Source organism: Paenibacillus sp. FSL L8-0436 (assembly GCF_038593025.1).
GTDB lineage: Bacteria > Bacillota > Bacilli > Paenibacillales > Paenibacillaceae > Paenibacillus_AQ.
On record NZ_CP151955.1, the window covers coordinates 3,957,127 to 3,983,696 of the forward strand.

Annotated in this window: 27 protein-coding genes; 22 read left to right on the plus strand and 5 right to left on the minus strand. The window is 45.7% G+C overall.

Annotated features, from left to right (window positions below; translation table 11 throughout):
• Positions 1-6 precede the first annotated feature (6 nt).
• From NSS79_RS17950 to NSS79_RS17965, 4 genes are all read left to right on the plus strand, one after another.
• Positions 7-891 carry a stalk domain-containing protein gene (locus tag NSS79_RS17950; protein ID WP_342435545.1) on the plus strand — a complete coding sequence of 295 codons (885 nt, stop codon included), beginning with the start codon at positions 7-9 and terminating at the stop codon, positions 889-891.
• Positions 888-1,646 (plus strand): VOC family protein, encoded by a 759-nt coding sequence (locus NSS79_RS17955; protein ID WP_342435546.1) that lies wholly within the window; start codon positions 888-890, stop codon positions 1,644-1,646. The genes NSS79_RS17950 and NSS79_RS17955 overlap by 4 nt, the downstream gene beginning before the upstream one ends.
• A gap of 81 nt (positions 1,647-1,727) precedes the next feature.
• A complete protein-coding gene (locus tag NSS79_RS17960; RefSeq protein ID WP_342435547.1) occupies positions 1,728-2,483 on the plus strand; it encodes a YoaP domain-containing protein in 756 nt (251 codons plus the stop codon).
• Between the two features lie 24 nt (positions 2,484-2,507).
• Positions 2,508-3,980: an amidase family protein gene (locus NSS79_RS17965; protein ID WP_342435548.1), complete on the plus strand. Its 1,473-nt coding sequence runs from the start codon at positions 2,508-2,510 to the stop codon at positions 3,978-3,980.
• A gap of 179 nt (positions 3,981-4,159) precedes the next feature.
• On the opposite strand, the gene NSS79_RS17970 is transcribed toward NSS79_RS17965, so the two are convergent.
• Positions 4,160-5,440: an MFS transporter gene (locus tag NSS79_RS17970; protein WP_342435549.1), complete on the minus strand. Its 1,281-nt coding sequence runs from the start codon at positions 5,438-5,440 to the stop codon at positions 4,160-4,162.
• Positions 5,437-6,099: a TetR family transcriptional regulator gene (locus NSS79_RS17975; protein ID WP_342435550.1), complete on the minus strand. Its 663-nt coding sequence runs from the start codon at positions 6,097-6,099 to the stop codon at positions 5,437-5,439. The genes NSS79_RS17970 and NSS79_RS17975 overlap by 4 nt, the downstream gene beginning before the upstream one ends.
• Positions 6,100-6,494: 395 nt before the next feature.
• Here NSS79_RS17975 and NSS79_RS17980 point away from each other — a divergent pair, with 395 nt between their 5' ends.
• The 10 genes from NSS79_RS17980 to NSS79_RS18025 all read left to right on the plus strand — a co-directional run bounded on the left by NSS79_RS17980 (position 6,495) and on the right by NSS79_RS18025 (position 16,059).
• The gene (locus NSS79_RS17980) at positions 6,495-8,051 is read left to right on the plus strand and encodes a contractile injection system protein, VgrG/Pvc8 family (protein ID WP_342435551.1); all 1,557 of its coding nucleotides are present in this window, start codon (positions 6,495-6,497) and stop codon (positions 8,049-8,051) included.
• A 27-nt stretch (positions 8,052-8,078) separates the two neighbouring features.
• Positions 8,079-8,789, plus strand: a complete 711-nt coding sequence (locus NSS79_RS17985) for a hypothetical protein (RefSeq protein ID WP_342435552.1) — start codon at positions 8,079-8,081, stop codon at positions 8,787-8,789.
• A gap of 20 nt (positions 8,790-8,809) precedes the next feature.
• A complete protein-coding gene (locus NSS79_RS17990) occupies positions 8,810-9,229 on the plus strand; it encodes a pentapeptide repeat-containing protein (protein WP_342435553.1) in 420 nt (139 codons plus the stop codon).
• Entirely contained in the window at positions 9,222-9,746 is a 525-nt protein-coding gene (locus tag NSS79_RS17995) for a hypothetical protein (protein WP_342435554.1), read from the plus strand. The genes NSS79_RS17990 and NSS79_RS17995 overlap by 8 nt, the downstream gene beginning before the upstream one ends.
• A 1-nt stretch (position 9,747) precedes the next feature.
• A complete protein-coding gene (locus NSS79_RS18000) occupies positions 9,748-10,344 on the plus strand; it encodes a PAAR-like protein (RefSeq protein WP_342435555.1) in 597 nt (198 codons plus the stop codon).
• A gap of 118 nt (positions 10,345-10,462) precedes the next feature.
• Positions 10,463-13,873: a hypothetical protein gene (locus tag NSS79_RS18005; RefSeq protein WP_342435556.1), complete on the plus strand. Its 3,411-nt coding sequence runs from the start codon at positions 10,463-10,465 to the stop codon at positions 13,871-13,873.
• A complete protein-coding gene (locus NSS79_RS18010) occupies positions 13,866-14,372 on the plus strand; it encodes a hypothetical protein (RefSeq protein ID WP_342435557.1) in 507 nt (168 codons plus the stop codon). The genes NSS79_RS18005 and NSS79_RS18010 overlap by 8 nt, the downstream gene beginning before the upstream one ends.
• A gap of 670 nt (positions 14,373-15,042) precedes the next feature.
• Positions 15,043-15,414, plus strand: a complete 372-nt coding sequence (locus tag NSS79_RS18015; protein WP_342435558.1) for a hypothetical protein — start codon at positions 15,043-15,045, stop codon at positions 15,412-15,414.
• The gene (locus NSS79_RS18020) at positions 15,395-15,559 is read left to right on the plus strand and encodes a hypothetical protein (protein ID WP_179091748.1); all 165 of its coding nucleotides are present in this window, start codon (positions 15,395-15,397) and stop codon (positions 15,557-15,559) included. Before NSS79_RS18015 ends, NSS79_RS18020 begins: the two co-directional genes overlap by 20 nt.
• Before the next feature lie 2 nt (positions 15,560-15,561).
• Positions 15,562-16,059, plus strand: a complete 498-nt coding sequence (locus NSS79_RS18025; RefSeq protein ID WP_342435559.1) for a hypothetical protein — start codon at positions 15,562-15,564, stop codon at positions 16,057-16,059.
• A 200-nt stretch (positions 16,060-16,259) separates the two neighbouring features.
• Here the strand turns inward: NSS79_RS18025 and NSS79_RS18030 are convergent, their stop codons facing one another.
• A complete protein-coding gene (locus NSS79_RS18030) occupies positions 16,260-17,225 on the minus strand; it encodes a nitronate monooxygenase (protein ID WP_342435560.1) in 966 nt (321 codons plus the stop codon).
• 182 nt (positions 17,226-17,407) lie between these two features.
• On the opposite strand from NSS79_RS18030, the gene NSS79_RS18035 reads away from it, so the two are divergent.
• From NSS79_RS18035 to NSS79_RS18065, 7 genes are all read left to right on the plus strand, one after another.
• Positions 17,408-18,085: a response regulator transcription factor gene (locus tag NSS79_RS18035; RefSeq protein ID WP_342435561.1), complete on the plus strand. Its 678-nt coding sequence runs from the start codon at positions 17,408-17,410 to the stop codon at positions 18,083-18,085.
• The gene (locus NSS79_RS18040; RefSeq protein ID WP_340898090.1) at positions 18,082-19,089 is read left to right on the plus strand and encodes a HAMP domain-containing sensor histidine kinase; all 1,008 of its coding nucleotides are present in this window, start codon (positions 18,082-18,084) and stop codon (positions 19,087-19,089) included. The genes NSS79_RS18035 and NSS79_RS18040 overlap by 4 nt, the downstream gene beginning before the upstream one ends.
• A 92-nt stretch (positions 19,090-19,181) precedes the next feature.
• Complete coding sequence (locus tag NSS79_RS18045; RefSeq protein ID WP_342435562.1) at positions 19,182-19,895, plus strand: ATP-binding cassette domain-containing protein; 714 nt, start codon at positions 19,182-19,184, stop codon at positions 19,893-19,895.
• Positions 19,892-20,641: an ABC transporter permease gene (locus NSS79_RS18050; protein ID WP_342435563.1), complete on the plus strand. Its 750-nt coding sequence runs from the start codon at positions 19,892-19,894 to the stop codon at positions 20,639-20,641. Before NSS79_RS18045 ends, NSS79_RS18050 begins: the two co-directional genes overlap by 4 nt.
• Positions 20,638-21,396: an ABC transporter permease gene (locus NSS79_RS18055; RefSeq protein WP_342435564.1), complete on the plus strand. Its 759-nt coding sequence runs from the start codon at positions 20,638-20,640 to the stop codon at positions 21,394-21,396. The genes NSS79_RS18050 and NSS79_RS18055 overlap by 4 nt, the downstream gene beginning before the upstream one ends.
• A 369-nt stretch (positions 21,397-21,765) precedes the next feature.
• Entirely contained in the window at positions 21,766-22,749 is a 984-nt protein-coding gene (locus tag NSS79_RS18060) for an alpha/beta hydrolase (protein ID WP_342435565.1), read from the plus strand.
• Between the two features lie 22 nt (positions 22,750-22,771).
• Positions 22,772-23,764, plus strand: coding sequence for an alpha/beta hydrolase (locus NSS79_RS18065; protein WP_340898085.1), 993 nt, complete (start codon positions 22,772-22,774; stop codon positions 23,762-23,764).
• Between the two features lie 230 nt (positions 23,765-23,994).
• Here the strand turns inward: NSS79_RS18065 and NSS79_RS18070 are convergent, their stop codons facing one another.
• Together NSS79_RS18070 and NSS79_RS18075 are read right to left on the minus strand one after the other, a co-directional pair.
• The gene (locus NSS79_RS18070; protein ID WP_340898084.1) at positions 23,995-24,552 is read right to left on the minus strand and encodes a sugar O-acetyltransferase; all 558 of its coding nucleotides are present in this window, start codon (positions 24,550-24,552) and stop codon (positions 23,995-23,997) included.
• Positions 24,553-24,665: 113 nt separating this feature from the next.
• Positions 24,666-25,241: a TetR/AcrR family transcriptional regulator gene (locus tag NSS79_RS18075; protein ID WP_340898082.1), complete on the minus strand. Its 576-nt coding sequence runs from the start codon at positions 25,239-25,241 to the stop codon at positions 24,666-24,668.
• Positions 25,242-25,376: 135 nt separating this feature from the next.
• On the opposite strand from NSS79_RS18075, the gene NSS79_RS18080 reads away from it, so the two are divergent.
• On the plus strand, positions 25,377-26,363 hold the full coding sequence (locus NSS79_RS18080) for a zinc-binding dehydrogenase (protein ID WP_340898081.1): 987 nt from the start codon (positions 25,377-25,379) through the stop codon (positions 26,361-26,363).
• Positions 26,364-26,570 lie beyond the last annotated feature (207 nt).

Here is a 26,570-nt window from a genome sequence, read left to right on the forward strand (position 1 = left end):
CAGAACATGAAGAAATGTATGCTGCTATTATTTATTGCGCTGCTGGCCTGTCCGAGTGGCACTGCCTTATCGGCAGCCGCTCCAGCGGTCAAGATCTCGTGGAATGGAACACCGATTACCTTTACAGGGGCCGCACCGGTTCAGGAGGGCAAGACCTGGCTCGTACCGATCCGGCCTGTCTCCGAAGAACTGGGTGCAGATTTGCAATGGGCTGCCAAAGAAAAGAAGCTTACCCTGTCAACATTTGCCCGGACGGCAATACTGGTTATCGGCAGCAAGCAAATGAAGGTCAACGAGCAGACTATTACTCTTCATGCAGCCCCTAGACAGCACCAGTCCGCCATCCTCGTTCCACTGGAGGCGCTGGAGGCGATTGGGCTTGTAACAGCCTGGAATCCGGCGAAAACCGCAGTGGATCTGAAGCCGGAATTCACCGTTGTTAAAAAGTACGTTTTCCCAATTCAGGTTGCAAGCATCCGTTACCGCGGCCAATACGAGGAAATCACCAAGGTCTTTACCCTGCTTGACAGCAAAGTGAAGGATGTAATCAATGGTCAAGGCATGAGTTTGTATTATGAGCAGAATTATGAACTAGGACATGACACAGAGATTTGCATTCCGGTCAGCAAGGCTGTGGAGGGCGAGTCTATAGAGTACAAGGGCCAGAAGATTCCGATAGTTACCAAAACGCTGGAAGGCGGTTATTTCCTGTCGGTGGTTCACCAGGGAACGCCGGATACGCTGGGTGACGTCTGGGCGCAAATGGACTTATATGCTAAAAATACAGGAGTCCAGCTTACATCACCGTCACGGGAAGTATATGTGCATGAGGATCTGAAGGATTACCGTAAACAGGTTACCGAAATTCAGCTCCGGTTCAAAGACCTATGAAGCCTTATAACGAAGGTACGTTTTGCTGGGCCGAGCTGGGCAGCGCTGATCCGGCAGCATCCGCTGCATTTTATACCGCATTATTTCCTTGGAGCACACAAACGACAACTATGGAAGATGGGCGAAGCTACACGGTATTCCAATCGGACGAACAAGATGTGGCTGCCATGTATTCCTTAGGTGATCCCAAGCTGGCCTCTTTCTGGGGCTGCTACATTGCAGTTCAAGACGTGGAGTTCTCGGCTGCACGGGCCCAGTCACTGGGAGCGGAAATGCTCATTGCCCCAAGACGCATAGCGGACAAGGGCACTATGTGTGCATTCCGTGATCCTACCGGAGCGATGGTGGCCTTATGGGAAGCGGCAGAGCATCTGGGATCGGGCGTTCAGCACGAACCGTACTCTATCGACTGGCATGAGCTGTATACAACAGATCTGAACGCCGCCGCTCATTTTTATACTGAACTACTGGGGTGGTCAATGGAAGAAGTGCCTACTCCGTCAGGCCGCTATCTCCAGTTCAAAGTTGGAGCAGACTACGTAGCCGGCATGAAGGCAATTCCCCAGGACATGGCGAACATGAGCAGCGGCTGGGGATTATATTTCAAGGTTTCCGAATGCGAGAAGGTCTCTCAGCAAGCGGTAGCCTTGGGAGCTGCTGTGGTAATCTCACCAATGCCTGTGCCGGGTGGCGGGACATGTTCCACTTTGCAAGACCCGCAGGGAGCTTTCTTTTCGATCCAGCACGGGTTCTAGGCACAAATTCTACCGGGATAGTCCTAAACAACCGTTTGGCTATCCCGGATATTTCAAAAAGAATAGTGAGGTATCGACACAATGACCTACTTGCAAATTAACAAAGAAAACATCGAACAAGAACATATCTGCTGCGCCCTGGGCGCGAAGCAATATGAGCAGGCGGTCCGGGACAAAAAGCAATGGCTAAGCGAACGGATGGAGGAAGGGCTGGTTTTTTACCGGCTGAATGACCGGGCGAAGGTTTTTATTGAATATTTGCCTGCCGAGAAGGCTTGGATCCCGCTTAATGCCCCTAACTATATGTACATAAACTGCCTGTGGGTATCTGGAAGACACAAGGACAATGGTCATTCCAGACAGCTTCTGGATAAGTGCAAGGCAGATGCCCAAGCCTTGGACATGGATGGCATTGTGCATATTGTCAGCAAGAAGAAAATGCCTTATTTGAGCGATAAACGTTTTTTTGAGCATATGGGATTTCAAATCACTGATGAAGCAGATCCTTATTTCGAGTTGGCAGTACTCAAATGGAACGATGAGGGGGAGCGTCCGTCTTTTGCACATTCCGTGAAGTCTGCGCCAGCCTCGGGCGACGGGATTTGTATTTATTACACAGCACAATGTCCTTTTGCCGTTGGCGTTTTGGAGGATTTGCGGTCAGTGGCGAAGGAGAGGGGTATCCCGTTTACGGCTAATCTCCTGACTACCCGGGAGGAAGCACAGGCCGCCCCTTCGGTCTGGACAACCTTCAGTCTGTTTCTTAAGGGTACGTTCATCACTCACGAGATTATGAGTCCGGGCAAGTTCGCGAAACTGCTCGACAGCGCCAAATAGTAAGGATACAAGGGAGGAAGAAACTTGAATTTAACTTATCTTACCGCTTCCGATGTGATCCGGCTGCTTGAACAGGGTGAGGTGAATTCCAGGCAACTGCTGGATTACTATTATGGCCGGATGGACCTTGTGAATGAAGGGCTCAATGCCGTGGTACAGCAGCAGCGGGAAACTGCCTACGCCCAGGCGGATCAGGCCGACCGGGACAGAAAAGAAGGCCGGAGGTACGGGCCACTGCATGGTCTGCCGCTTACGGTCAAGGAGTCATTTAATGTCAGCGGGATGCTTACAACCTCTGGAGCCCCGCATTTAAAACATAACATTGCTACAGAACATGCGGCCACGGTGCAACGATTGATTCAGGCCGGAGCGATCATTATGGGGAAAACCAACGTGCCGGTGATGACTGCAGACTGGCAGACCTATAATGATCTATACGGCACGACCAACAACCCGTGGAACACAAACTTGACGCCAGGGGGTTCATCTGGCGGCAGTGCGGCCGCTTTGGCGTCTGATTGCACGCCTGTGGAATTCGGCAGCGACCTGATCGGCTGCCTGCGGATTCCTGCGCATTATACCGGTGTATATGCCCATCGCTGCAGTCTTGGAATGCTGTCGCTTAGAGGACATGTTCCCGGCAATCCTCCCGGTGATCCAAGCGAACCCGATTTGTCGGCGGCTGGCCCGCTGGCCCGAAGCGCCAAGGATCTGCGGCTGATGATGGATGTGTTGTATGATCCCTGGGTAGACGTGCCTGTCCCTCCTGATTTCCGCACTAACACATTAAAGGAGCAAGCGAAGATTAAAGTCCTGACCTGGTTTGAAGCTCCGGGGCATGAAATAGACGAATGTATTACACGCAGATATGCTGATTTTACCGCAGGTTTATCAAGGATGAAGGGGGTGGAGGTTCACCACGGAATGCCTCCTGAGATCCAGATGGACAAGTTGTTCGACCTGGCTATGCAGCTTTCTGGACGGCTTGTCGGCACCTCATTCAATTCAAGGCAGCGCCTGACTGCAAGTCTGGCTTCCCTTGGCTTGCGGGCATCCCGTTTGGTGACGAAGGTTTTTCCTGAAGGGCTAGAGGACTATTACCGGGCAATGAATCAGAGTGAGAGGGAACAAGAGGAAACGGACCGCCTGCGTCAGGAATATAACCGTGTGATCACTTCCTTACTTCAGGAATATGATGTTCTGCTGCTGCCCATCAGTCCCGTATTAGCAATTCCCCACATGCAGCAGGCGGTAACTAGAAGGATTTTGGAAGTGAATGGACGAGCAACTGGTTATAACGAGCATTTAATCTGGAATATCCTCGCGACTGTCTTTGGACTGCCTGCCACAATTTTGCCGCTGAACCGCTCTAACGATGAATTACCTTGTGGAATCCAGATCATCAGTGGGCATTTCAAGGATCATATCACCATTGACTTTGCCGAAATATGCGAGTCATTGACAGAGGGATTTCAAATTCCTCCTGGCTATTCATAACTGCACTACTCATCTTACATTTTCAAAATCACGATAAATATTATTTTCATCTTCAATAGTTTACGGATAGAAATGAGTAATAAAAGCACAGGGCCGCGGCTATGTGCTTTTTATTTGGCAGAAGCTTATTCCGGGCAGGCGCATGTATAGCCGCTCTCTTGCTCTGTTATGTAATCGGCTCAAGCCGTTTCACTTTGCGATGCCCCGCGTTCTGCGGCCGATTGTACCTCAAGCTTACGGACAAGGGAGGGAAGTGAAAAAAGGTAGAAGAAGCTGACGGCTACTGTACATAGCGCGAGTATATAGTGCAGCCAAGTCACCGAAATCCAGGCGGGAAAGGCCAGGGCGACAATGCCCAGAGCCATGGAGTGGCCCAGCATCATGACCGGATCAATCAAAGCATTAACCCGGCCCATATTTCGGGCGGGAACCAATTCGGGCATCCAGCTGCCAAGAACGATATTGATTGGCGCAATTGCAATACCTGCGAGCAGAATAATGACTAAGTATACCTCGACCCGACCGGCAAAACCGAGGCCCCCAATAAGCAGGCTGGCTGTGAATAACCCCGTTATAAGCACCGGAGTCCGGGTAAAGCGGGCAATGAGACGAGGACCGAAAATGCTGCCCAGCAGGAAGCCGATGCCAAGAAAAACGGTAATCATCGAGGAATAGACGACATAATTATCCGGACTCAGTTTATATTTCATTGCAAAAATCGGAAGCACAGCAAACACACCATTTACGATCCCAAAGAACAAAAATCCGCTGATAAGTACGAGCAGCAGCCGATTTCCAGCGATATAACGAAGACCCTGCCAGAAATCTGTAATGAGGTGCGAAAAGCGAAGCTCGCGAATACGGTTCTTGCCGTTAGGCATCCGGGCATTCTCGGGAAAATCCCCCCAGGCCAGCAGCAGACCCGAGGTTAGAAAGCTGGCACCGTCGACAATGATAGCGCCTTCAATTCCAATGAAATGATAAGCGGCCGCTCCCAGACTCATCCCGAATAACATGAACATTCCCATAACGATCTGGTTCAACCCCGATGCCTGAACATACTGGTCATGACCGATGCTTCCCTGCAGCAGCCCCATCTCAGCCGGACCAAAAAATTTAGAGATCGAGCTGCGCAGAAACAGGACCAGAAAACATAACACGATTAGATCGTAATGCACGAATACCAGCAGCAGCAATGTCAATCCGGCACGGATCCAATCGCTGTATGCGGCGATATGCTTTCGGTCGAACCGGTCGGCCACAACACCGACGATCCAGAATACTGCCAGTGTAGGCAAGGAATACATCAACTCTGCGGTCGTTGCCAGTGAGGGGCGCTCGCTGAACCGGTCTACCAGATAATAAGCAAAAGCCATGTTGCCGACCACCGTACCCAGTTGGGAAGCAAAAGCCGAAATAAACAGCTTGCAGAATACAGGATTGCGAAAAAGTGACTTCATTGAATCGCCTCCCTTAAACCTAAGAAATCCATTGCTTGGCCGGCTGACGGTTGAAGCAGACTGTACAGATAGTGAAGTAGTGCATTGAATTGCATACTGGTATCCGCTTGCTTGGTGCCAACCGTGATGGAATGTGTAACGATACCTTCCTGAAAGGAGGAGACCAACCTGGATATCTCACTAAGATCCATGACTGGAGTAAATTCGCCGCGGCTTACCCCCGTCCGAAGCAAATCTGCAAAGCGTTCGATGCCTCTTTCGTACCGTCTTTCAAGCAGCTCTCTGCGTGGAGAATCACGCCAGCCGACTAGAAAATACTCGTAAAAAGCAGACATCATTCCACCGCCCTCCATTTGCTCCAAATCATGAAGCTGCTGGGTATAGAGTGTGATAATGACTTGCCACATGGATGATGAAGCAGCCTTCAAGTATTCAAGATACTGTTCATACTCAAGATCCTGACGATCCAGCAAGGCTTCAAAAATTTCCTCCTTCGTTTGATAATAGAGGTAAATCCAGCCCCGGCTCATGCCTGCTTCCTCGATAATATCCTTCAGCGAGACCGCGCCGTAGCCTTTTCTAATAAATACACTTTTAGCAGCATCCAATATCTGCCGGCTTCGCTGTTCTTTCCGGTGATCCGTCAATCGGGGAGACATTTACCCTCCACCTCTCTAATTTTCCAAAATGAACCGCGTGTCATTATTATTTTAATGACACGCGGTTCATTTTGCAACAAATAAATAGGAGGCTGGAAGAGGAAGGCAGTCAGCCGTCCTACCGTGGCCATGTCGTAGTCTCGAATCTGAATTCCAAGGGTCAGACTGTTGTTTCCGGCAAAAAAGCGGAGCTGGAACGGTTCAGGGAAAGGAAACTCACAATGGGGGCCAGAGCAGTTGTAATTCCGGTCGGTGCCGCCTTTCACAGCCCAGTAATGGCTGATAAAAAATTCTTTCACATACTTAATTTAGTAATTAAGGGTGATATATTAAAATTCCATGGGAAAAAGTCGATATATAGTAAATTAAAGGAATTGCATGAAGGAGATGACACAATGGCAATGTCAGCGGTTAGCTATGAACATTTGCATATACTTCCTTTTGAGATGAGACTGCATCATGTGACGTTGGTCAAGAAAATCAATGACCACGCCAAATTAACGTTTACGGGCATGATCTCTGAAGATAGGGAAGAGCATTATGTACGGATGGCGGATGAGAATACCCCGGTAGAGCTTCTGTATACCGACGAGAATGGAAATAGCAAGCGATTGTTTCATGGCACGATCCTCAAACTCCGTGTCAAGGTCGATAAGGAAGCCTACTGGCTGGAAGCGGAAGCCATCTCTCATACCCACGCAATGGATCTCAAACCGCAGACGCGTTCCTACCAGAACCATTCTACGCTCATTCCCGATTTAATGCAGAAGATCAGCGGGTACTACCCCAATGGGCAAAGCTTTAATACGTTTGAGGAAGATAAAAGACTGGATGCGTATACCCTGCAATATCAGGAGACAGACTGGCAGTTTCTGAAGCGGCTGGCCTCACGTTATCACACGGTGCTGGTTCCTGTATCCACGGAAGACAGCGTTCGCGTGTATTTGGGCATTCCAGATCATCGGGACGTTGGCAGGGTCGAAGCTACACATTACCGGATGTACAAGGATATATTAGCCTTCAAAAAAGAGGCAGGAAACGGAGAGAGCGGGCTTAGTGAACGGGATTATATTTGTTATGAAGTGATGCTGAACAATCAGGTGCTTGAACTTGGAGATCAGGTCACCTTCAAAGGCCAGCAGCTTCACGTGTTCGAGGTACGGACCGAAATGAAGCAGGGTCTGCTTACACATCACTACACCCTCTGTCTGAAACGGGCAGCTTACCGGCGCATGAGGTATAATTCCAAGCTGATAGGCTCTTCCCTCTCAGGAAAAGTCATGGAAGTGGTCCGGGATGAGGTCAAGGTGCAGCTCGATTACGATCAGGACTGGAGCCTCGCGATCGCCAGCCCCTTTCCGTATTCCACGATGTATGCCTCGGACGATCAGACGGGATGGTACTGTATGCCGGAAAAAGGCGACGCTGTCCGGATCTATTTCCCCAATGCGAAGGAAGCAGAAGGCATTGCACTCAGTTCTGTGAGGAAGAAGGTGCCGGAAGAAGCAATGGCGCCCGCATCTAAGCCGGGCAGTACATCCGCTGCTGCAGGCAGACACAGCCAAAATGTAGCGACGACCGTAGTCCAGCAAGAACAGCTGCAGCCTGTTATTCATTACGACAAGGATGTAAAGGAAGATTTAATGGCCAATCCGAACACAAAGTTCTTGTTGACGCCAACCGGCCAGAAGATCACGTTCGAGGAAGATAAAATCGTCATTACCGGTGCGACCGGGGGCGCAACTCTTACTTTAACGAGTGCGGGCACGATTATTCTGAATTGTGAGAATAAGATTACACTGCAGGCCAGCAAACAAATTGAAATGGTCTCGGAATCCATTATGATGGTTGCCAACCAGATTGAAATGTCCATCAAGGACGGAAACGGCGGCTTTACAATGGATCAGGGGCAGGTCGTGATTAAAGGTATCGAAGTGCTGATGAATCAATAAAACACACCGAGGAGAGGAGCGCACGGGATGCACGATCTGGAGATATGGAACCATTTTATAGAAGAAGATGTCCTGCCTCAGCGAAATGAGCAGATTAAATCCTTACATACCTATTACGTTCAGCATAAAAAACAGATCATTGCCCAACTCGTCCCGCTGTTTGACCAGTTCTGCGAGAAGGTACGACTCCAGCAGCAAGAGGGGCAATTAATGAAATGCGCCTACCTTCATCTCTCACTGCTGCGGACGAGCCTGAACGAAGGGAAGCCCGTCTATATGCTGGAGGCCAGCGACAGGGACACGCAAAGCAAGGTGCAGCTGACACCTTTTCATTATGATGCAGGCTGGATCTATAGATTCGCGGATGCTTGGGATCAAGCATGTGAGGAAAAGCGCAGACGTTATATAAACCGTATTCACCGCCATTCGTTCGAAGTCTGGAAGGCCAGGCAGCTGTATCCGTTCCACATCTATATGGTACATGCTGTTCGTTATGCGATGGATACCATCCGGCAGCTTGTTTCTTTCCAAAGCCTGGAGAAAGACAGTACTTTTGAAGTGCGTGTCGTCAATTTCGGGATCCTGAGATCAGTGAATCTGTGTATCGCGTCAATGAAAGGCAACGTTCCTCCATTACTTGCAAAGGGTGGCTGGAAAATAAGTCGGATCAGGAATACATCTATGAACATATTGCCAAGGTCAACTTGTCCCGCGGCCATTTCGAAGGTGTTGATCTGAGTTATGCAAGGTTTGAAGAGGTGACGCTGACCGGAAGTCATTTCGGGGGCAGTCGAATGCTCGGTACCCGCTTCGAGCGCTGTGTGTGCGACCAGGCCGATTTTCGCAAGAGTCTTCTGGTGGATGCGGACTTTCGCGATTGTGACCTGACTTTTGCAAGGTTCGACCATGTGCTGGGAATTCGGGACATGGCGGCAGAAGCACATGGCTTGGTATTCGGCATGAATGGCGTGTTGTTTCAACAGGCCAATCTGACGTTTGCCAGCTTTCAGGGCGCGAGAATTGCCGGAGATTTCACAGGTGCGCAGCTGGAAGGGACGGATTTCACAGGCGCAGACTTGACGGGAAGCCGGATGCTGGAGCGGGATGCTGCTTCGGTAACACTGACCAAGGAACAGCGTGGCACGATGATCTGGGTGGGGGAAACGCTGCATGAGTAGCATGAAATACTTCTTGCTGGAGCATGACCGGCGCTTGCCGGCAAATGGAGTGAATCTGGCATTCCCGGAACGTATGCTGAAAGGGTACGAGTATGCCGGGCCGCAGGAAATCGTCTATACCAAGCCGGGCAATCTCCTCTCTGCCTGCAGTCTGATCGAACATCCGATATTACTGGTCAGCGAGGAGCTGCGGGCAACTGTATCTAAGCAGTTCCCGGACATTCCTTATAAAAGTGTGGTCGTCATGGACCTGGAACAGCAGGGGCAATTTTATTATGCATGGATGGACTTTCCGGAAATCCCTTGTCTTGCACCTGACCGCACAGAGACGGAAAACGGACGGATTCACACCCTTTGGGCAGACACAGAAGCATTAAAGGAAACGGCAATTTTTCAAATTCCATATTACCGGAGTCGTGTGCTGGTTGCACGTGTAGACATCGCTGAGAGCTTGCTTAGAAAAAGTCTGTATGGCTTAAGTGTCAGACCTATCCGGTTGACGAGAGGAGAAACTTGAAATGGGAATTATGGATACCCTGTTGACGAAAAGCACGCTTAACAAGCTCCTGGAATCCCCGTGGCGAAGCGAGGATACATATGTGACGGCGGGGGCGTATATGCATTGCACGCGAGGCACACATGAGGAAGTGCTGAACAAGCAGGATCCGAACGGTGTGTACATAAATGGCAGGCCGATGTTGACGGTGAAGGATTGTGTGACATCCACCTCGGAGCCGGGAACGATTCAGGGCGCTATTCCCTTTGACCGAATGGGACAGGCGCTCCATGGAAACTTCTATTCGTTCGGCTATTGCCGGAGTGATATGAATCCGCTGAAGGCGGCTGAGAAAACCCTGGGTTTTACAGATCCTTCGTATATGGTCGACCCCGATCCGGAGGAACCCACCGTAGGCCAGTTTATTTATCCTTGTGCGCCCAAGCTGATGCCAACGGTGCTGGGACCTTCATCTGCAGGAGGCCCATCCCCTGAGCCGCAATTCAAGCTGTCAGGTGCAGTATCTGCGCTGACCACATTGCTGGAGCGCTTAGCAGGCGCTCAGACAGAGTGGACCAACGGCAGTCCGAATGTTTCTATTCAAGGGTACAGGCGCTGACCAGCAAGTCCTGCTTATTTTGCCAGTATGGAGGTCAAATCCGGTTGCTCACGAATGGAATGGACCCGGCGCCGCCTGAGTTCTCCGCGAGATAAAGAAGAGAGGTGATGGTGAGGGCATGGGAGCAGAGTATCAAGGGGATGGCTACGAGCTGCAGTGGCCTTATGAGCTAAAAGCGATCCGCAGTTTCCGGATTGAACGGAAATTTAATACACATGCGCGGTGCACGTTTACGGCGGTCATGACGGAAGAAGAAGCGGAAGCCTGCTTGCTGAGAAGCAGCTTCGAGGACAGCCTTGTCTTCCGCAAACCGGCCAAGCCGCGGGTGGAGAGCTGGTTCGCCGGCGGCATTACGAATGTAGATATCCAAATGGAAGACGGGATTCCGCATGTGCAAATCGAGGCGCTCTCACGCAGCTATGCGATGGATATGGAGCCGAAGAACCGGTCGTACCAGAATAAACATCTGACTTATTCGGAAGCCATCGCGAAGCTTGCTGCGAACTATCCCGGAGGGGATGCGCACAATATGGCGACGGGCAAGCAGGACTCCTTGGGCACCTTAATGGTTCAATACGGTGAAACTGACTGGCAGTTTATGAAAAGGCTGGCTTCCCGGGTAGGGACAGTGATCTTGCCGGATGTCACACTGGATGCACCGCGCGTCTATTTCGGCGTGCCGGACCTGTCCTGGGGAGAGGAGCTGAAGTCCAAGCATTATACGGTCATAAAGGACCGGGCCGCCTATGAAGAGCTGAAGACGCATGCGGAAGGAACGGAAGCGGATCAGCTCCACGAGGGGGATTTTGTCCGTTACCGGGTTGTCAGCGGTCAATATTGCCAGGTCGGAGACGATGTTCTTTTTAAGAATCAGATGTGGGTCGTCTCCGAATCGGTGATCAGCTATGAATCCGGGCTGCTGCAGTATGAATATGTGCTGGTGAAACGCCAGACACTGCGAAGAAAGTCGCGGCGCAATGAGGCGATTCAAGGGGTATCCCTTGAAGGCCGTGTTGTGAAACGGGCGAACAATATGGTGAAGGTGCACCTGGACATCGATGCCGGTCATGACGCACAAGGGAACTGGTGGTTTCCGTACTCTGGGGAAGGGAACAATATCTTTCACTGTCTGCCGGAGAAAGGTGCGCGGATCAAGGTGTATTTTCCAAGCGGGGTAGAGAAGAAGGCGATAGCGATTAACTCGGTTCGCGGCGGGAGCGAGGAGATGAAGAGCCGGACAGTGTTCCAGAAGCCGACGACGAAGGTGTTCGAGATGCCGGGCGAAGCGAGGATGCAGCTGGGAGACGACGGCGTCCTGTTCCAGAAAGGGACGGTCAGCCTGCATTTGGATGGCGGGAACATCACCGTTAATGCCAGCGAGGATCTATTGCTGGTAGCGAGCAATCGGATGGAGCTGGGAAGCGGGGACGGAAAGAGTATACTGGAATCCATCCAGATGCGGGCAACCCAGCAGATTACGCTGCAAACGAACGCCGCCCATTATATGGTCGTCAGCGAGAAGCGGGTAGGCATCCATAGCAGCAAGATCGACTTCCAGAAAGTCGAAGTGGATTACATGGAGCTGCTGACGGATGCCGAGCTGAAGGAGCTGTATATTGACGAGCTGGCCAAAGGTGAAATCATGATGCAAGAAATAGATTTAAGCCTTAAATTAGGTGCGGCCACGCAATTAACAGAAGGACAAAGAGCCGATATCCGCTCCAAAGTGGCGGCTGATGCGAGCGGCAATCCGGGTACCCAGGAAGCGGCACGAAGCTGGATGAGCGGGAAGGCGGCGGAAGAACAGCAGAGCGCCTATAAGAAAATGTATGGCCAGCCGCCCGCCAGCGAGCCGGAGAAGCAGGGCGAGGAAGAAAAACAAGCGGAGCTGGAGAAGAACCAGCAGCTCTATGAGGTGGAGGACCGGAACCGGACAGCGGTTCATGCCTGGAATCAAAGTGCGGAGAGGATCATAGAGCAAGGCAGAAAGGAAGGTAAATCGCGAGCGGAGATCGAGGCGATGATACCAGCACAGCCAGAACTGGCCGCAAGCGCACCTCAGCAAAGCAAGCAGCCGGGAGTAATGGAGCAACTGCTGGATGCAACGGGAATCCGTCAATTGGTGAACCAGATGAAGCCTGTGCTGGAACCCGCGCTAGATGACTGGCTGCTGCAGAATGTCGTGCCGCAGAAACCGGATTATCTGAGCAAAAAAATGGAGAAAACAGTATACTTATCTCGATATACATTCCAGGTATTAATCCTAGACCCCCAAATGCTGGTCGCGGAGTTCAACCTCTTATTCGGCGTGGTGGCGATCATCTCGGCGATTCCGACAGCCGGAGGATCGTTATATCTCTTGGCGGCTGCAGACATCGCCTTTAGCGTAGGTGTGATCGTGATCAACGTGGAGAAGTTGAACGATCTCAAGAACGGAAACGCCTATACGAATCCGACCTTCCTCGGCATGGACCAGTCACTGCTGGATGGACTGGGGATTGGCATCGCCTTTGTGAGCCTGGCCAGCCTGCTCAAGCACGGGTTGTATAAGGCTGCGGATAAAATAGCGAACCGCAAGAATATTGCGGCGCTGGATGATGCTTTGAAGGCGTTGACGAACGAAGCGGACACCGCTGCTAAACTTAAAACAAACCTGCCCCAGGAAATGGTGGTTAATGATGGCGGTTTGATGGATGACATAGCAAAGAACAAGAGTCTTGCAGGGGCAGATGATGCCAAGACAGTGGGAAAACCAAAAGCGGTGGGTTCGTCGCGGTCAGTTGAGGAGACGGGTCAAGTAACGAAAACAATAAAGAAAAAGATTGATCCGCCACCTTATGATAGAGAGAGAATACTAAGAAACATTGAAGAAAGTAAAAAAGCTCGTGAAGCCTCCAATTTCGATAAGTATTTACAGAAAGAAAAGGAGCTTCTTGAGATGTTGAACAAGGGGACGGGTAAAGCTCCTCCTATAAAACCTATTGAACCAAGAGGCGAACCCAATGTATTTATTCCTGCATTTAAGGGTGAAGAAATAGCTATAAATATTTATGATAGAATGAGATTAACAGGTTTAGACAAGAAAGAACTAGAAACTATTTCAAAAAACACTGGATTAAGTTTAGATGAAGTTACTGCAATGAAAAAGCATTTGTTTTTAACTAAGCATGCTAATTTAATTGATGAAAATGGTAAGTATTATTATGAAGGTTATTTTACACCAGATATTAACGTAGCATATGGATGGGGAAAAGCATTAAGTACTGAACTATCACCTGCTGAAAAGGCATGGTTTAGAGAACTAGCCGATCACGAATTAGCAGAAAGCAAACTGATGCAAGAAGGAATGCCTATCCGTAAAATTGAGTCATTTAAGAATGGTAAACCCTCAGATGGAGACCCTCCTGGTGCCCATGATTTAGCACCTCCTCAACCAGGTGACTTTCCAGAGATCGAGTACGACCAATTGGGAGATATTAGTAAAAAAATAAGAAAGTTTTTAGATAATATGGAGGGAAAAGATGAATAAGGTTTTTGAAGAAGCTAAATGCATTATTCGAAATATTGATTGGAGCCATATTGAGTTTAAGAGACCGTCATATGTTGTGTTGTTGTCTGAGCACCTGAGAAGAAGCTCATTATTCTATGATTATTTTCACAAAGATTCGATGAGAATAATAGTATTTAGTGCTATGGAATTAATCGATATGCAATTACCTAAAAATATATTAGATGAATGTACGGAATCACTCCAAAATGTAAAAGGTATTTTTGTCAGAGAAGTGTGTATACATTATTTGGAATGGGCTTATTTGATAGGGGAGGGTGTGCCGATCGCTGTTCAGTTTCAGGAGCTATATTTACCCATAATAAAGCTATTTGAAAGAGGGGGCAGAATACAATACGATAAAGGACTGTTGATTATTGGGGGATTAACTTGTTCGCGATTTGTATCTTTGGAGTCTAGTTTGTTTGAACCAGAGGATATTAGTGATAGTTATCTAGATGAGATAGATAAAGATGTTTAGAATAAGTAAATATTGTAAAATATTTCATATAATATCTTTCACCACAATCAACAACGCCACAATGCGAGCTATCCGCCGTGTTGTGGTTTCTTTTTTGTCCATCACTATATGCTAAAAAATACAATTATATAAGTGGTGGCTATTAAAAAAATACCCCACCCAGTGCCGATTGAACCCATATTTAACTAATAACACATCTAACCCATGTAATACCCGTATAAAGATTTTCCCATATCGGTTGTACGCACATCAAATGCTTTAAATTTATAATTTAAATAACGCTTTTCCGTTACATCAAACAGGTTGATTATGGTCAGATACCACCGTAATTGACCTGTTTTTTGTTATCTTCGTTTTCTTACGTTTTTTTTCAAATTTACTCACAACTGTAGAATACACCGCCCTGATAGGGAGGATGAAATGTAGCAATAAATTGCATCTTTTAAGGTAGATACCGCCACTATTAAGAGTAGGACGGCTAAAACGAAGGTTTTTCCATATCGTCCGCAACTTAATTGGACCTTTCAGCGATTGTTACAGCGAAGAAAGAACTCTGCTGACGAGCAGTTAACATATAACAGGCAGGGAACGTATAAGGCTAGCCACCTGCCCTCTAATTAAGCCCGAAATTCATGAAAAAATTCGGGGAGGGGGCCTGCTCAAGCACGGCTTGTATAAGGCAGCGGATAAAATAGCGAACCGCAAGAATATTGCGGCGCTGGATGATGCTTTGAAGGCGTTGACGAACGAACCGGACATCGCTACTAGACTTAAAACAAACCTGCCCCATGAAATGGTGGTTAAAGATGACGGTTTGATGGATGACCTAGCAAAGAGCAAGAGTCTTGCAGGGGCAGATGACGCCAGGACAGTGGGAAAACCAAAAGCGGAGGGTTCGTCACAGTCGGTTGAGGAGACGGGTAAATCAAAGCCAAAGGATAGAGAAGAACATGAAAGAAAAGAAAGAGAGCAATCAAAAACTGAGGGTACGGGTAAAGTAACGAAATCAGAAAAGAAAAAGATTGATCCGCCACCTTCCTGACTCGAATTCCTTTGGTTTTGATCCTCCAGGAGCACACGACGCAGCTGATCCTCAACCTAAAGGTGAGTTTGATGGGGCGTTTAGCTATAATCTTAAAGAACAAGGTAAGATAGAAAAACAACTAGAAAAAGAAAAAGGAGAATAAATGTGGGATATTTAAATCAGGCAATTAAACGTATTTCCACAATAGATTGGAGCATTCTTGGAGAACAGGAAACTATGTCACAAAGTTATTTGTGTCGAGAGTACTTAAGAAGAGCAACCAAATTTTTAAGAGATTATTCAGGTACTTGTGTACCTCCTTTTATTATGATTTCAAATTCGATCACTGAGCCACAAGAAAACATTGAGATGATTGAAATAGTGAATGAAATAAATAATTCTTACCATAGGGCTCTCGTTACGAGTTATCTTGAATTATGCGCTCTTATTGATGAAAAAAATCCAATTGCTATGGATAACAAGGATTTGTTTGAACCAGCAATAAAGCTATATGAAAGAGGTGGCTTTTTCTATAGAAGGGAAGGATATATATATATAAATGGTATTTCTATTATAATTGAAGATGTTGCTTGGGATGAACAGGAACCGCTAGATATTAGTGATGAAACCTTGGATGCGCTAGATAATGGTTGTATCGAGTAAACTATTGTTACATTTTTCAATATTGAGTGGGCTACTGATAAACTTTCAAAAGCTCATTCCCACTTGAACCATGAGAAGACAAGAACATAGTCCCATTAGAACCCGAGCCAGGCGAGGATATCTCGCGAAATAAAAAACCACTTAGGCCCGGAAATCCCAAGCTTAAGTGGTTAATCGTGCTTTTATATCTTATAACAACCTTAAGTTGTCGGGTTCAATGCCCCTTGATACTCATTCATTAAATTGTCGATAATCTGCTGTACGGACAAAATCTCTTTAATCTCATGGACTCTGGACCCAGCAAAAACCAAACCGTTCTTAACATCTCCTCTAAGGGAAGTAAGCAAGGACTCCATTGTACAGAAGCGATGTGAACAAACCTTTAGACAATCATAGCATTTGACTATCTTTAATTTGGCATTATCACTGATCCGGTCCGTAAATTCATTCCGAATCGCTCTACCTTCTAGACCCACTGTAGACTTGATGAGGACAGTATCTCCTTGCTGAGCATCTACATACTTTTGCTTGAAGGCTAAGGGAGCATCACACTCATGGCTAGCCACAAAACGGGTACCCATTTGAACACCAGATGCGCCAATCCGAAGGGCTTTTGCGATATCATCCCCTGTCAGAATCCCACCCGCAGCAATAACCGGAATCGAAACGGCCTCTAAGACTTCAGGAAGGATATCAAACATGGATCTGTCTGTACCTAAATGGCCCCCAGCTTCGAACCCTTCCACAACGACTGCGGAGGCACCAAGTCTTTCGGAAATTCTGGCTAATTTGGCGGATGAAACAATAGTTACCACAGGAGTACCATATTCTTTACCCCAAGCATAAATATCTCTAGAAATTCCGGCTCCAGAAATAATAAAGTCAACCTTTTCTTCCAAAGCAACCTTCATTTTTTCGGCAAAATCCTTTACTGCGAATAGTACATTCACACCGATATAGCCACTCCCTTTAGAGAGTTCTCTTGTTTTGCGAATATGCATTCTCAGCTCATCAGCAGTGATCCCTGTACCAGAGATGGTGCCGATCCCGCCTGCATTGGCTACAGCAGCGGCTAGTCCACTTAAGGATATGCCTACGCCCATTCCACCTTGAATAACAGGAACTCTGGATTTAATATGTCCGAATTGGATTGTTGGAAGTTTCAATTAGGCACCTCTTTCACAAATTGTAGATATCATTAAAAACTCCTATGGAGTAATTAGCTATAACTTAACACAGTTAAGTCTTTCCCGATGTGACTGTGAGCATGCTCAAACTATGTTAAATATCATGTCTTATTGTGTTATTCTGTCTAAAAGTGAACTCAATTTAGAGAGCGGGATGTTACTTGAAAAGAAACATATTATATATTGAAGATAATGAGAAAATAGGCAGTTGGGTAAAAGAAGAATTGGAGCAGCGAGGATTTTCAGTTCAGTGGCTGCTTTCTGGTGATGGAGCCGAAAAAGATGTAAATCAGCATGAAATCGTTATTTTGGATATCATGTTGCCCGGTTTAGACGGATTTACTGTGGGGAAACGATTAAAAAAGGCAGCTCCTGCTGTTCCTATTTTGCTGTTAACTGCCCGAACATCGATAGATGATAAGGTAGAAGGTTTACAATTTGCTGATGACTATTTAACGAAACCATTCCATACGGATGAATTAGTTGCAAGATTAGAAGTATTAATCCGTCGAAGTGGCGGAACACATTCCGAACGCATTTCATTAGGGAATGATATTGAAGTAGATCCAGAAGTCCAAATGGTATTTGACAAAATCACAGGAGAAGAAATTATATTGACAGGGAAACAACATCAAATTTTAATGTACTTCTTACGCCACCCTAATCAAGTGTTACCAAAAGAACAAATCTATGAAGCCGTTTGGGAAGAAGCTTTTATAACAGGTGATAAAACATTAATGGTACATATCCATCGACTGCGCCAAAAGTTGGAACGTCATCCGGATTCCCCAGAGATTATTGAAACGTTGAAGGGAATAGGTTATCGGGTGAAACTATGAAACAGACTAAATCATTATTTCGTCGTTTTCTAAAAGGACATTTTCTATTTATCTTTTTTCCTCCGATTGTACTTATTTTCTTATCTGCGTTTATTGAGTCTCCTTTTAATGAAGAAGAGCTGAATAAGTTAAATTATTTTTACGTTGTACTGCTATTGTTTGGTTTTATTATTGTAGCATTTGTTGTAATATCTTGGATTTTCTTCTTGAGGCTTCGTAAACGTCTCACCCGCTTACAGGAAGTCATGTCATTTTCAGCTAATAATAATTCATTTCCTAAACCAATATCTGTTCAAAGAGATCGTATGGATGAAATAGACCAGTTAGGAAGTTCTTTTAATTGGATGATTCAGCAGCTTGAAGACAGCCGCAAGCGAGAATATGAAGAGGAATTATTACGACATCGGCTCATTGCGAATTTATCTCACGACTTACGAACGCCACTTACTATTTTGAGAGGACATATCACCAGATTAAATAAAGAAGCAATAAGTTTAGAAGGACAAAACTCATTAACAGAGATGAACTATACGATTACAAGAGTCGGAGATCTAATGGATGATTTACTTTCCTATACATTGCTTACATCAGGGAAACATCCTTTTGGGCCCATTTCAACAGATATTGGACGTTTAGTAAGAGCATCTGTTGCTGCGTGGTATCCTGTATTTGAAGAAAAAGAAATTCAGGTTGATGTTGATTTACCGGCAGAGGAGACTTTTTATTGGAAAGCAGATCCTAAATGGATGACACGGGTTCTGGACAATTTATTTCAGAATATTCTTCGCCACGCAGCAGAGGGGAAATATGTACACATTATGGTAGATGTAGAAAAAGAACAGATCCTTGTTGCAGACAGAGGTCCAGGTATGGATAACTCTTCCTATGGGCGTGGGGCGGGAATTGGTTTATCGGCTTCAAATTATATGTTGAAAAAAATGAAGCTGAAAGCTGACTTTACATCAAATGAAAATGGCACAAGAGTGGTTATAGGTAGAGCTTAACCTAAAGGTAACCCAGAATTAAACAGCATGATCACCGGGATGTAACTTTGCTTCTTTATAATTAGAACCATAACAGAAAGGAAGTGTTATGGTTGCTTACAGTTGATAACTTAGTCAAACATCGCGGAACTGGGGAAATCTTATCAGGTATTAGTTTTAAAGCTAGACCAGGCAGAGTAACTGGTTTTTTAGGTCCAAATGGGGCAGGTAAAAGCTCTACACTTCGCATCCTGCTTGGATTAGACCGTGCCACCTCAGGGAGTGCGCTAATTAATGGAAAGCCATTCGCAGAATTACATAATCCTCTAGCAACCGTAGGTGCCGCACTTGATGGATTTGGAGCTCATCGTATGCGAACAGGACGGGCACATTTGCGTTGGATTGCCCGTGCCGCAGGATTGTCCCGCTCACGTGTCGAGGAAGTTCTGGAAATAGTGGGTCTTACTAATGCGGCTGGCAAAAGAGTTGGAAGTTATTCCCTTGGTATGGGAAGAAGACTTGGAATGGCTGCTGCATTACTTGGTGATCCACAAATATTGATTTTAGATGAACCCGTAAACGGGCTCGACCCAGAAGGAATTCGTTGGATTCGGACATTTTTACGTGAACGTGCTGAGTCTGGAAACACGGTGTTACTGTCCAGTCATCTAATGGGAGAACTTGCAGAGACTGTTGATGATGTGGTGATTATTAAGCATGGAACAATCGTTGCAGATGGAACATTGGAAGAAGTAATAGGTAACCATTCCACGCTGGAGGAAGCCTTTTTTGCCCTGACATCTGAAAATGCAGGTGAGGTTGTATGAGAGCATTCAACGCGGAACTATCTAAATTGTTCTCCCTGCCGGGCATTTGGCTTGCCTTTCTTCTTGGAGCATTTGCCCCAGCGGTCATTGCTGCCTTGGACAGTATAGCAGAAAAAGATGCGATTATAGCTGGAGTTAGCACACGGCTATCGGAAGTTGGATATATTGGCTTAGCTCTTGGTGTGCAAGGTGTCATTATTCTTGGTGTGCTTGCTGTCAGCAGTGAGTATTTGACAGAGAGCAGTGAATCTGGTGGAGGACAACAGATTACAACAAGTTTAACTGTTGTTTCATCCCGATTTCTTTTTTTGCTGGCAAAAGCAGGCGCTGTGACAGTGATCAGCATACTGTTATGTATTGTTGCTATTATGACAACTGTATCAGCAACGCATCTTATTCTTGGTGAATATGCTCCTGCATTTGAATGGTCTAAACTTATCGGTGCAGTTTGTTACTGGACATTCACTGCTCTTTTAGCACTTGGGATTACTTTGCTAACTAAGAATGGCATCATCCCGCTTGCTGTGCTCATAATAAATTCTTCCGTTGTATCATTTAGTGTCCTGCTTTCTAAGGTTACAAAGTTGGCGTTTTACTTACCAGATAGGGCCGGCGCTGAAATGTTTATGTTTACGAGCGACAGATTTCACACCCCGTTCACAGGCGGTGTAGTCATGTTTGCCTGGGTAGCCGTTATTTTCATTGTTGCAGCTATTGTATTCCATAGGAGGGACGTTGCCTCATGAGTGTCTCATCTAGTAGAAAGATAACACAAATCCTTGGTGCTGAACTGGATAAATTAGTTACATTACCATTGATATGGCGCACTCTTATGGGTACATTTATTCTTAGTTTAGTTTTAGCCGCAGCTTTTACTTCTGTTGGTCTACAAGGGGCAGCAGGAACGCAAAATATACTGACTACAGGTCTTGCTTCTATGGGATATCTTCAAGCAGGCTTCATTATTCTTGGTATATTAGCTACTTGTTCGGAGTATACAGGTGGACAGATTCGAACTACTTTAACTACGATACCTTGGCGTGGGTTCCAATTATCCACGAAGCATTTGGCATTGGCAATTATAACTATTCCTGCTGCGTTTATTATTGCTGCATCAGGTGTACTATATACTTTTATTATGATGAGAGACAAAGCCGTAGTGATTGAAATAGACACAATGATAATAACATTAGCAGGTGCAACAGGCTATCTAACCTTAACCACACTTCTCAGTGCAGCTATAGGTGCTTTATTAAGAAGAACCACTCCTGCTTTAGTGGTACTGCTTGGTTATTATTTCATTGTCAGTCCATTGTCGAGAGATTTTCTCCCTAGTATTAAAAATTATTTTCCGGATACAGCAGGATATTATATGTATATGCCGCCTTCCTCTGATGAGATAAATATCCTTACACCCATGCAAGGGACAGGTATTTCAATGTTATGGACACTGATCTTTTTTACAGCAGCTATTGTATTTTACCGTAAACGAGATGCGTAAGTTTATTCCATCAATGAATCCTACGGGATGTTCTTGAGAAAATTGAGCGGGAATAGCTTAGGAACAAAAATACTCTCTTTTATCTGCTTGTAAAGCAAATAGAAGAGAGTATTTATTATATTGGGTGAGTAAAGTAGTACTCGAAGTATTTAATTTGTAATTCCAAAGCTAGTATTAGTTATATATTTCGGTTCATTACTATGCAGGACATGAGAAGGGTTTCACAGTTTTGGCTGTCATGATAACGTTCTTTCTGTGCCTGTTCATACTCCGTTCATATTGCCGTCACGAAGGGGACATCTTGGTTGATTACACTTTGAATATGTCGCTAGCGCGGCTCTACAGATATAAAGACAGGAGAAGATGAACGTGACAGGAATGGTGGAAATCAAGACAGGGAACAGAATCCGCAAAAAACAGAAACTATGGTTGAAAATAATAGGAGGTCTTCTCGGGGCGCTTGTGCTGTTCATGGGCATCTTGTTTATCGTTAATGTGATCAGTAACGGGGTCGAGAAAAAGAAAATCGAACCGTACGGCCAGTATGTCAATGTGGATGGTAAAAAAATGAATGTGTTTATTCAAGGCAGCGGCGAACAGACAATCGTCCTTCTTCCTGGACAAGGAACTCCGTCGCCAGTGCTTGATTTCAAATTGCTGATCGATGAATTGTCTCCCGAATACAAAGTCGTAGCGATTGAGCCGTTCGGATACGGGTTGAGCGACGAAACTGAGAAGGTAAGAACAACAGAGAATATCGTCAGTGAAGTTCACGAAGCTGTGCAGCAGTTGGGTATTGACCGTTACGTTCTTATGGGACATTCCATCACTGGACTATACGGAGTGTCCTACGTGAACAGCTACCCGGATGAGGTTCTTGCTTTTGTCGGCATCGACAGCAGTGTTCCGAATCAGACCGGCATGGATGTCAAATCGCCTCTGAAATCCATGCAGTTTCTGCAAAAATCAGGTCTGATGAGATTGCTCCAAAAGGTGAGCGAAGATCCATATGAGTCACTTGCCTTCGATGAGTATACTAAAGAACAAATGCGTCTCATTTCGAATCAAGTCGCGACCAATCCAACAATGATGAATGAGCTCAGACATCTCGGTACCAATTTCAAAAATGGAGAACAACTTACCTACCCTAACGATTTGCCGGTGCTTCTCTTCGTCCAGTCGAATAACGAGAACAATGAGCAGTGGGTTCCGCTGCATGAGGCACAAGTCAAACAATCGGCACAGGGAAAAATGATCCCGATGGAAGGCTCACATTACCTGCATCATACGAAATTCAAAGAAATCGCCGGGGCATTCAAAGCTTACATGAAGCAAATACAACCTTTCAAATAATAAGAGTAGGGAGAGAGAGAGTTTGACACAACCAGCAGGAGAGGAAGTAAGGAAGCGTTCAATAGTAAAAAGAGTGCTGCATATTTCATTAAAAGTAATCGCCGCAGTGGTTATAGCTATACTACTTTTTATCGCCATCGTGTTTACCGTAAACAAAATCAGCAGTCATTCAGAACAAAAAAGAATGGAACAGTATGGTCAGCTTGTGTCTGTAGATGGTAAGCATATGAATGTTTTCATCCAAGGCGAAGGCGAAGAAACCGTAGTGCTTCTTCCCGGTTATGGAACAGCGGCGCCTGCACTTGATTTTAAGCCACTCCTATCGGAGTTAAGCCCTTATTATAAAGTCGTCGTGATCGAACCTTTTGGTTACGGATTGAGCGATCAATCCCGGAAGGAGCGCAGTTCAGCCAACATAGTAAGTGAAATTCATGAAGCGTTACAAAGTCTCCGGATCGATCGTTACACCCTTATTGCTCACTCCATTTCCGGGCTCTATAGTCTGGATTATGTGAACCAATATCCAAATGAAGTGAAAGCCTTTATCGGGCTGGACAGCAGTGTTCCATCACTAAGCGAACAGAAAATTGATTCGTCTGATACAGAACCGGTTAAATGGTTCCGCAACCTGGGCTTTGCCCGGTTACAATTGAAACTGAGTGCTGACCCTTATGAAGGACTGCCTTATGATAAAGCGGCTAAAGAACAATTGGACATCTTGATACGCAAAAACATGTATAATACAACTCAATTAAATGAGGCAGTGAGCATGTATTCCAACTTTAAAGCAGCAGAAAAGCTTACTTTTCCTGCCAATTTACCTGTCCTTTTCTTTCTTCAGGCGAATCACCCTGCGACGGACCGATGGATTCCGGAACATGAGAAGCAGATCCAGAACTCTGTACATGGAGAAATGGTCTTATTGGACGCGGGACATTATCTGTATCGTTCCCATCCAAAAGAAATCTCTGAAAAAATAAGGGATTTTACTGGAGGAATAAACTCAACAGATTAACAGTCTGATACCATCATAAATCGCGCGCTGCGCGATTTTTTTTTGCGTTGCAGTTACACTCTTTTACGAACAAAAGGAGACGAAAAAATTTGAAATGACAGGAATCTGCGGAACGGATCTCGCCCCCAATATTTCCAACGGCGGCAGCCTTGAACTAGAAAATAAAGTTATAGACTGCCGCTGTTTGTTGAAATAACGTTTCTGTTAGTTCAAAGCCACGTGGAAGTGAACTAATTTTCTTCCTCTGCAATATGCTTCAATAACTTGGCTGGATTACCTGCAACAATCGTATTTGCAGGTACATCTTTTGTTACTACTGAGCCCGCCGCAACAATAGAATTGTCACCAATTTTCACTCCTGGCAAAATGGCGCAGTGCCCACCAATCCAGACATTGTTGCCAATCGTAATCGGTATGCCGTACCCACTTTTATTTCGGTCCTTCGGTTCAATTGAATGACCAGCTGTATAGATTCCGACGTTCGGTGCAAACATGCAATCGTCGCCAATGTGAACTTCAGCCATATCCAATATGGTGCAGTTATAGCCAGCATAGAAGTTGCGTCCCACATGAATGTTATAACCTATGTCACAATGAAAATTATGCTCGATGCTTATTCCTTCACCAGCGCTTCCAAACAACTCTCGAATCAATCTTTCTTTCTCTTTCCCATCCTCAGGGTCGCAGTCATTGAAAGCCTTAATAAGCTTCTGGACACGCAAGCCTTTCTCCCGTAGTTCATCCGTTCCACGTTCGTAGTAGAACTTTCCTTTCTTAGGTTCGCTCATAAATATCCCCTTATTCCAACGTTTTACTAAGTATATACGATAGGGCGTTCACATAAAAACTATTCTGATATGATCTTGGATTGAAATTACAATCTGTAATAAGATTTACGTTGTCAACAATCACCATTTACCGCTTCTATTATTTTATAGCAGAGCATTGCCATTTCTTCAGCGGATTGCTTCGCACCGCTTCTAATCCAACTTGCAGCTACACTGTAAATGGCACCGCTCCAAAAGTAAGCAGCGTAGTTCGTAAGTAAGGATACTTCTTTTGATCTAATCAATTGTGCGTCTTGCATTTCGCTAAGTATAGTATCTGCCATGTTAACTTTCAGGATAATTTGTAAGCAGTCGATATGTTGTTCTAAAGTTTGAAATAAAGCAAGCCAATAATCATAAGAGTTTCTAATTGGATGATGCAGATTCATCGCAGCAACGATTTTATCTACAATTTCCTTCATCGTACTCTGTAGAATATCTTCTTTGGAGTTGTAATTCCGGTAGTAAGCAGTGCGGGACACCCCGGCCCGTTTAACGATACCTGTAATCGTTATATCCTCAAAAGCCTGATCCTTCATAAGCAGTACCAAAGCAGCTTCAATACTTGATCTAGTGATTCGATTAGATTCCTCATTTGATAACCTGAGGCCTTCCATACGTTGTAACTCCGTAACTTCTTTCTCAGACATTACAATCCCCCCTTCTTTGTTAAGCCCGTTCTATCATGCATTGACCCTGTTTGATATGATGTTACAATTGTAATGTCAGTTCGAATGTATGTTATTTAATGAATTTTGTCAATTGAATTTGAGAGGGGAAATCTTATGAAAGCACTAATTCTTGAAAAACCAGGGGAACTGGACAGCCTTACTGTTGTTACAAATAGGGAAATACCAGAACCCAAAGATAATGAGATCAGAGTGAAGGTCTATGCAGCAGGATTGAACCCTTCGGATTACCAAGTGGCTGAGTACGATGGTCTGGAGTCCGAGAAGAAACGCGTTCTGGGATTAGAAATTGCAGGAATTGTAGATGCCGTTGGCAGCAGCGTGAACAATTTTAAAATTGGAGACCGCGTGTACTATCTTCGCAGCATTAATAATCTCGATGGCGGATTTGCGGAATACTCTGTGACTACAGCTCACACTGCAAGCAAACTGCCGGATGAAGTACCTTTCGAACTGGCAGCGGTAGTTCCGGCAGCAGGATATACGGCGTATCAAGCGATAATGCAGAAACTTAAACCGCAATCCGGTGGCACCATATTGATTCATGGCGGTGCAGGGGGTGTAGGGGGATATGCGATTCAATTAGCAAAAATGTGTGGATTGAAAGTGATTACTACTTGCTTAGGAAAGGATATCGACTATGTACGCGTTCTAGGGGCGGATGAGGCAATTGATTTTACTAAAGGAAGTGTAAATGAAGAAATCTTGAATCTGACTAATGGCCGGGGTGTTGATTACGTTTTAAATACGATAAGTCCCGATAGTGCGACTAAAGACCTTGAGATTCTTGCCTTCGGCGGCGAAATGGTTGTAACGGCTGGATTCCCTGATTTTAGCCGAATCCGTTTTTATGACAAAGGGATGTCTTTACACGAGATAGCACTTGGTGCTGCTCATACACAAGGTGATTTTAATGCACAATCCAATCTGGCAAGGATTGGCGATCATTTTGGTAAATTGCTTGCAGAAGGAAAGATTGTACCTCCACAAATCACAACGATAACCATGGAAGAAATTCCATCCTATTTGAAAAAATTAAAAGAAGGCAAGGTCACCGGCAAGGTTGCAGCCAGAGTCATTTAGGAGCGACTGTTTGCAAAAGAGGGATCAATGGTCGTTCTGGTAGGTGGACGGAAGGGGAAACTGGAGGGAGTTTCGGCGATAATATCAATCAAACGGCCAACCCTGTATAATACCAGCAGCTGTTACATGACTAGAAGATATGAATAAACTGCGCGATCAAGTGTTAAGCCGTTTCGGGAGAAAACTTTAGCTGTTGAGGAAAAAGAA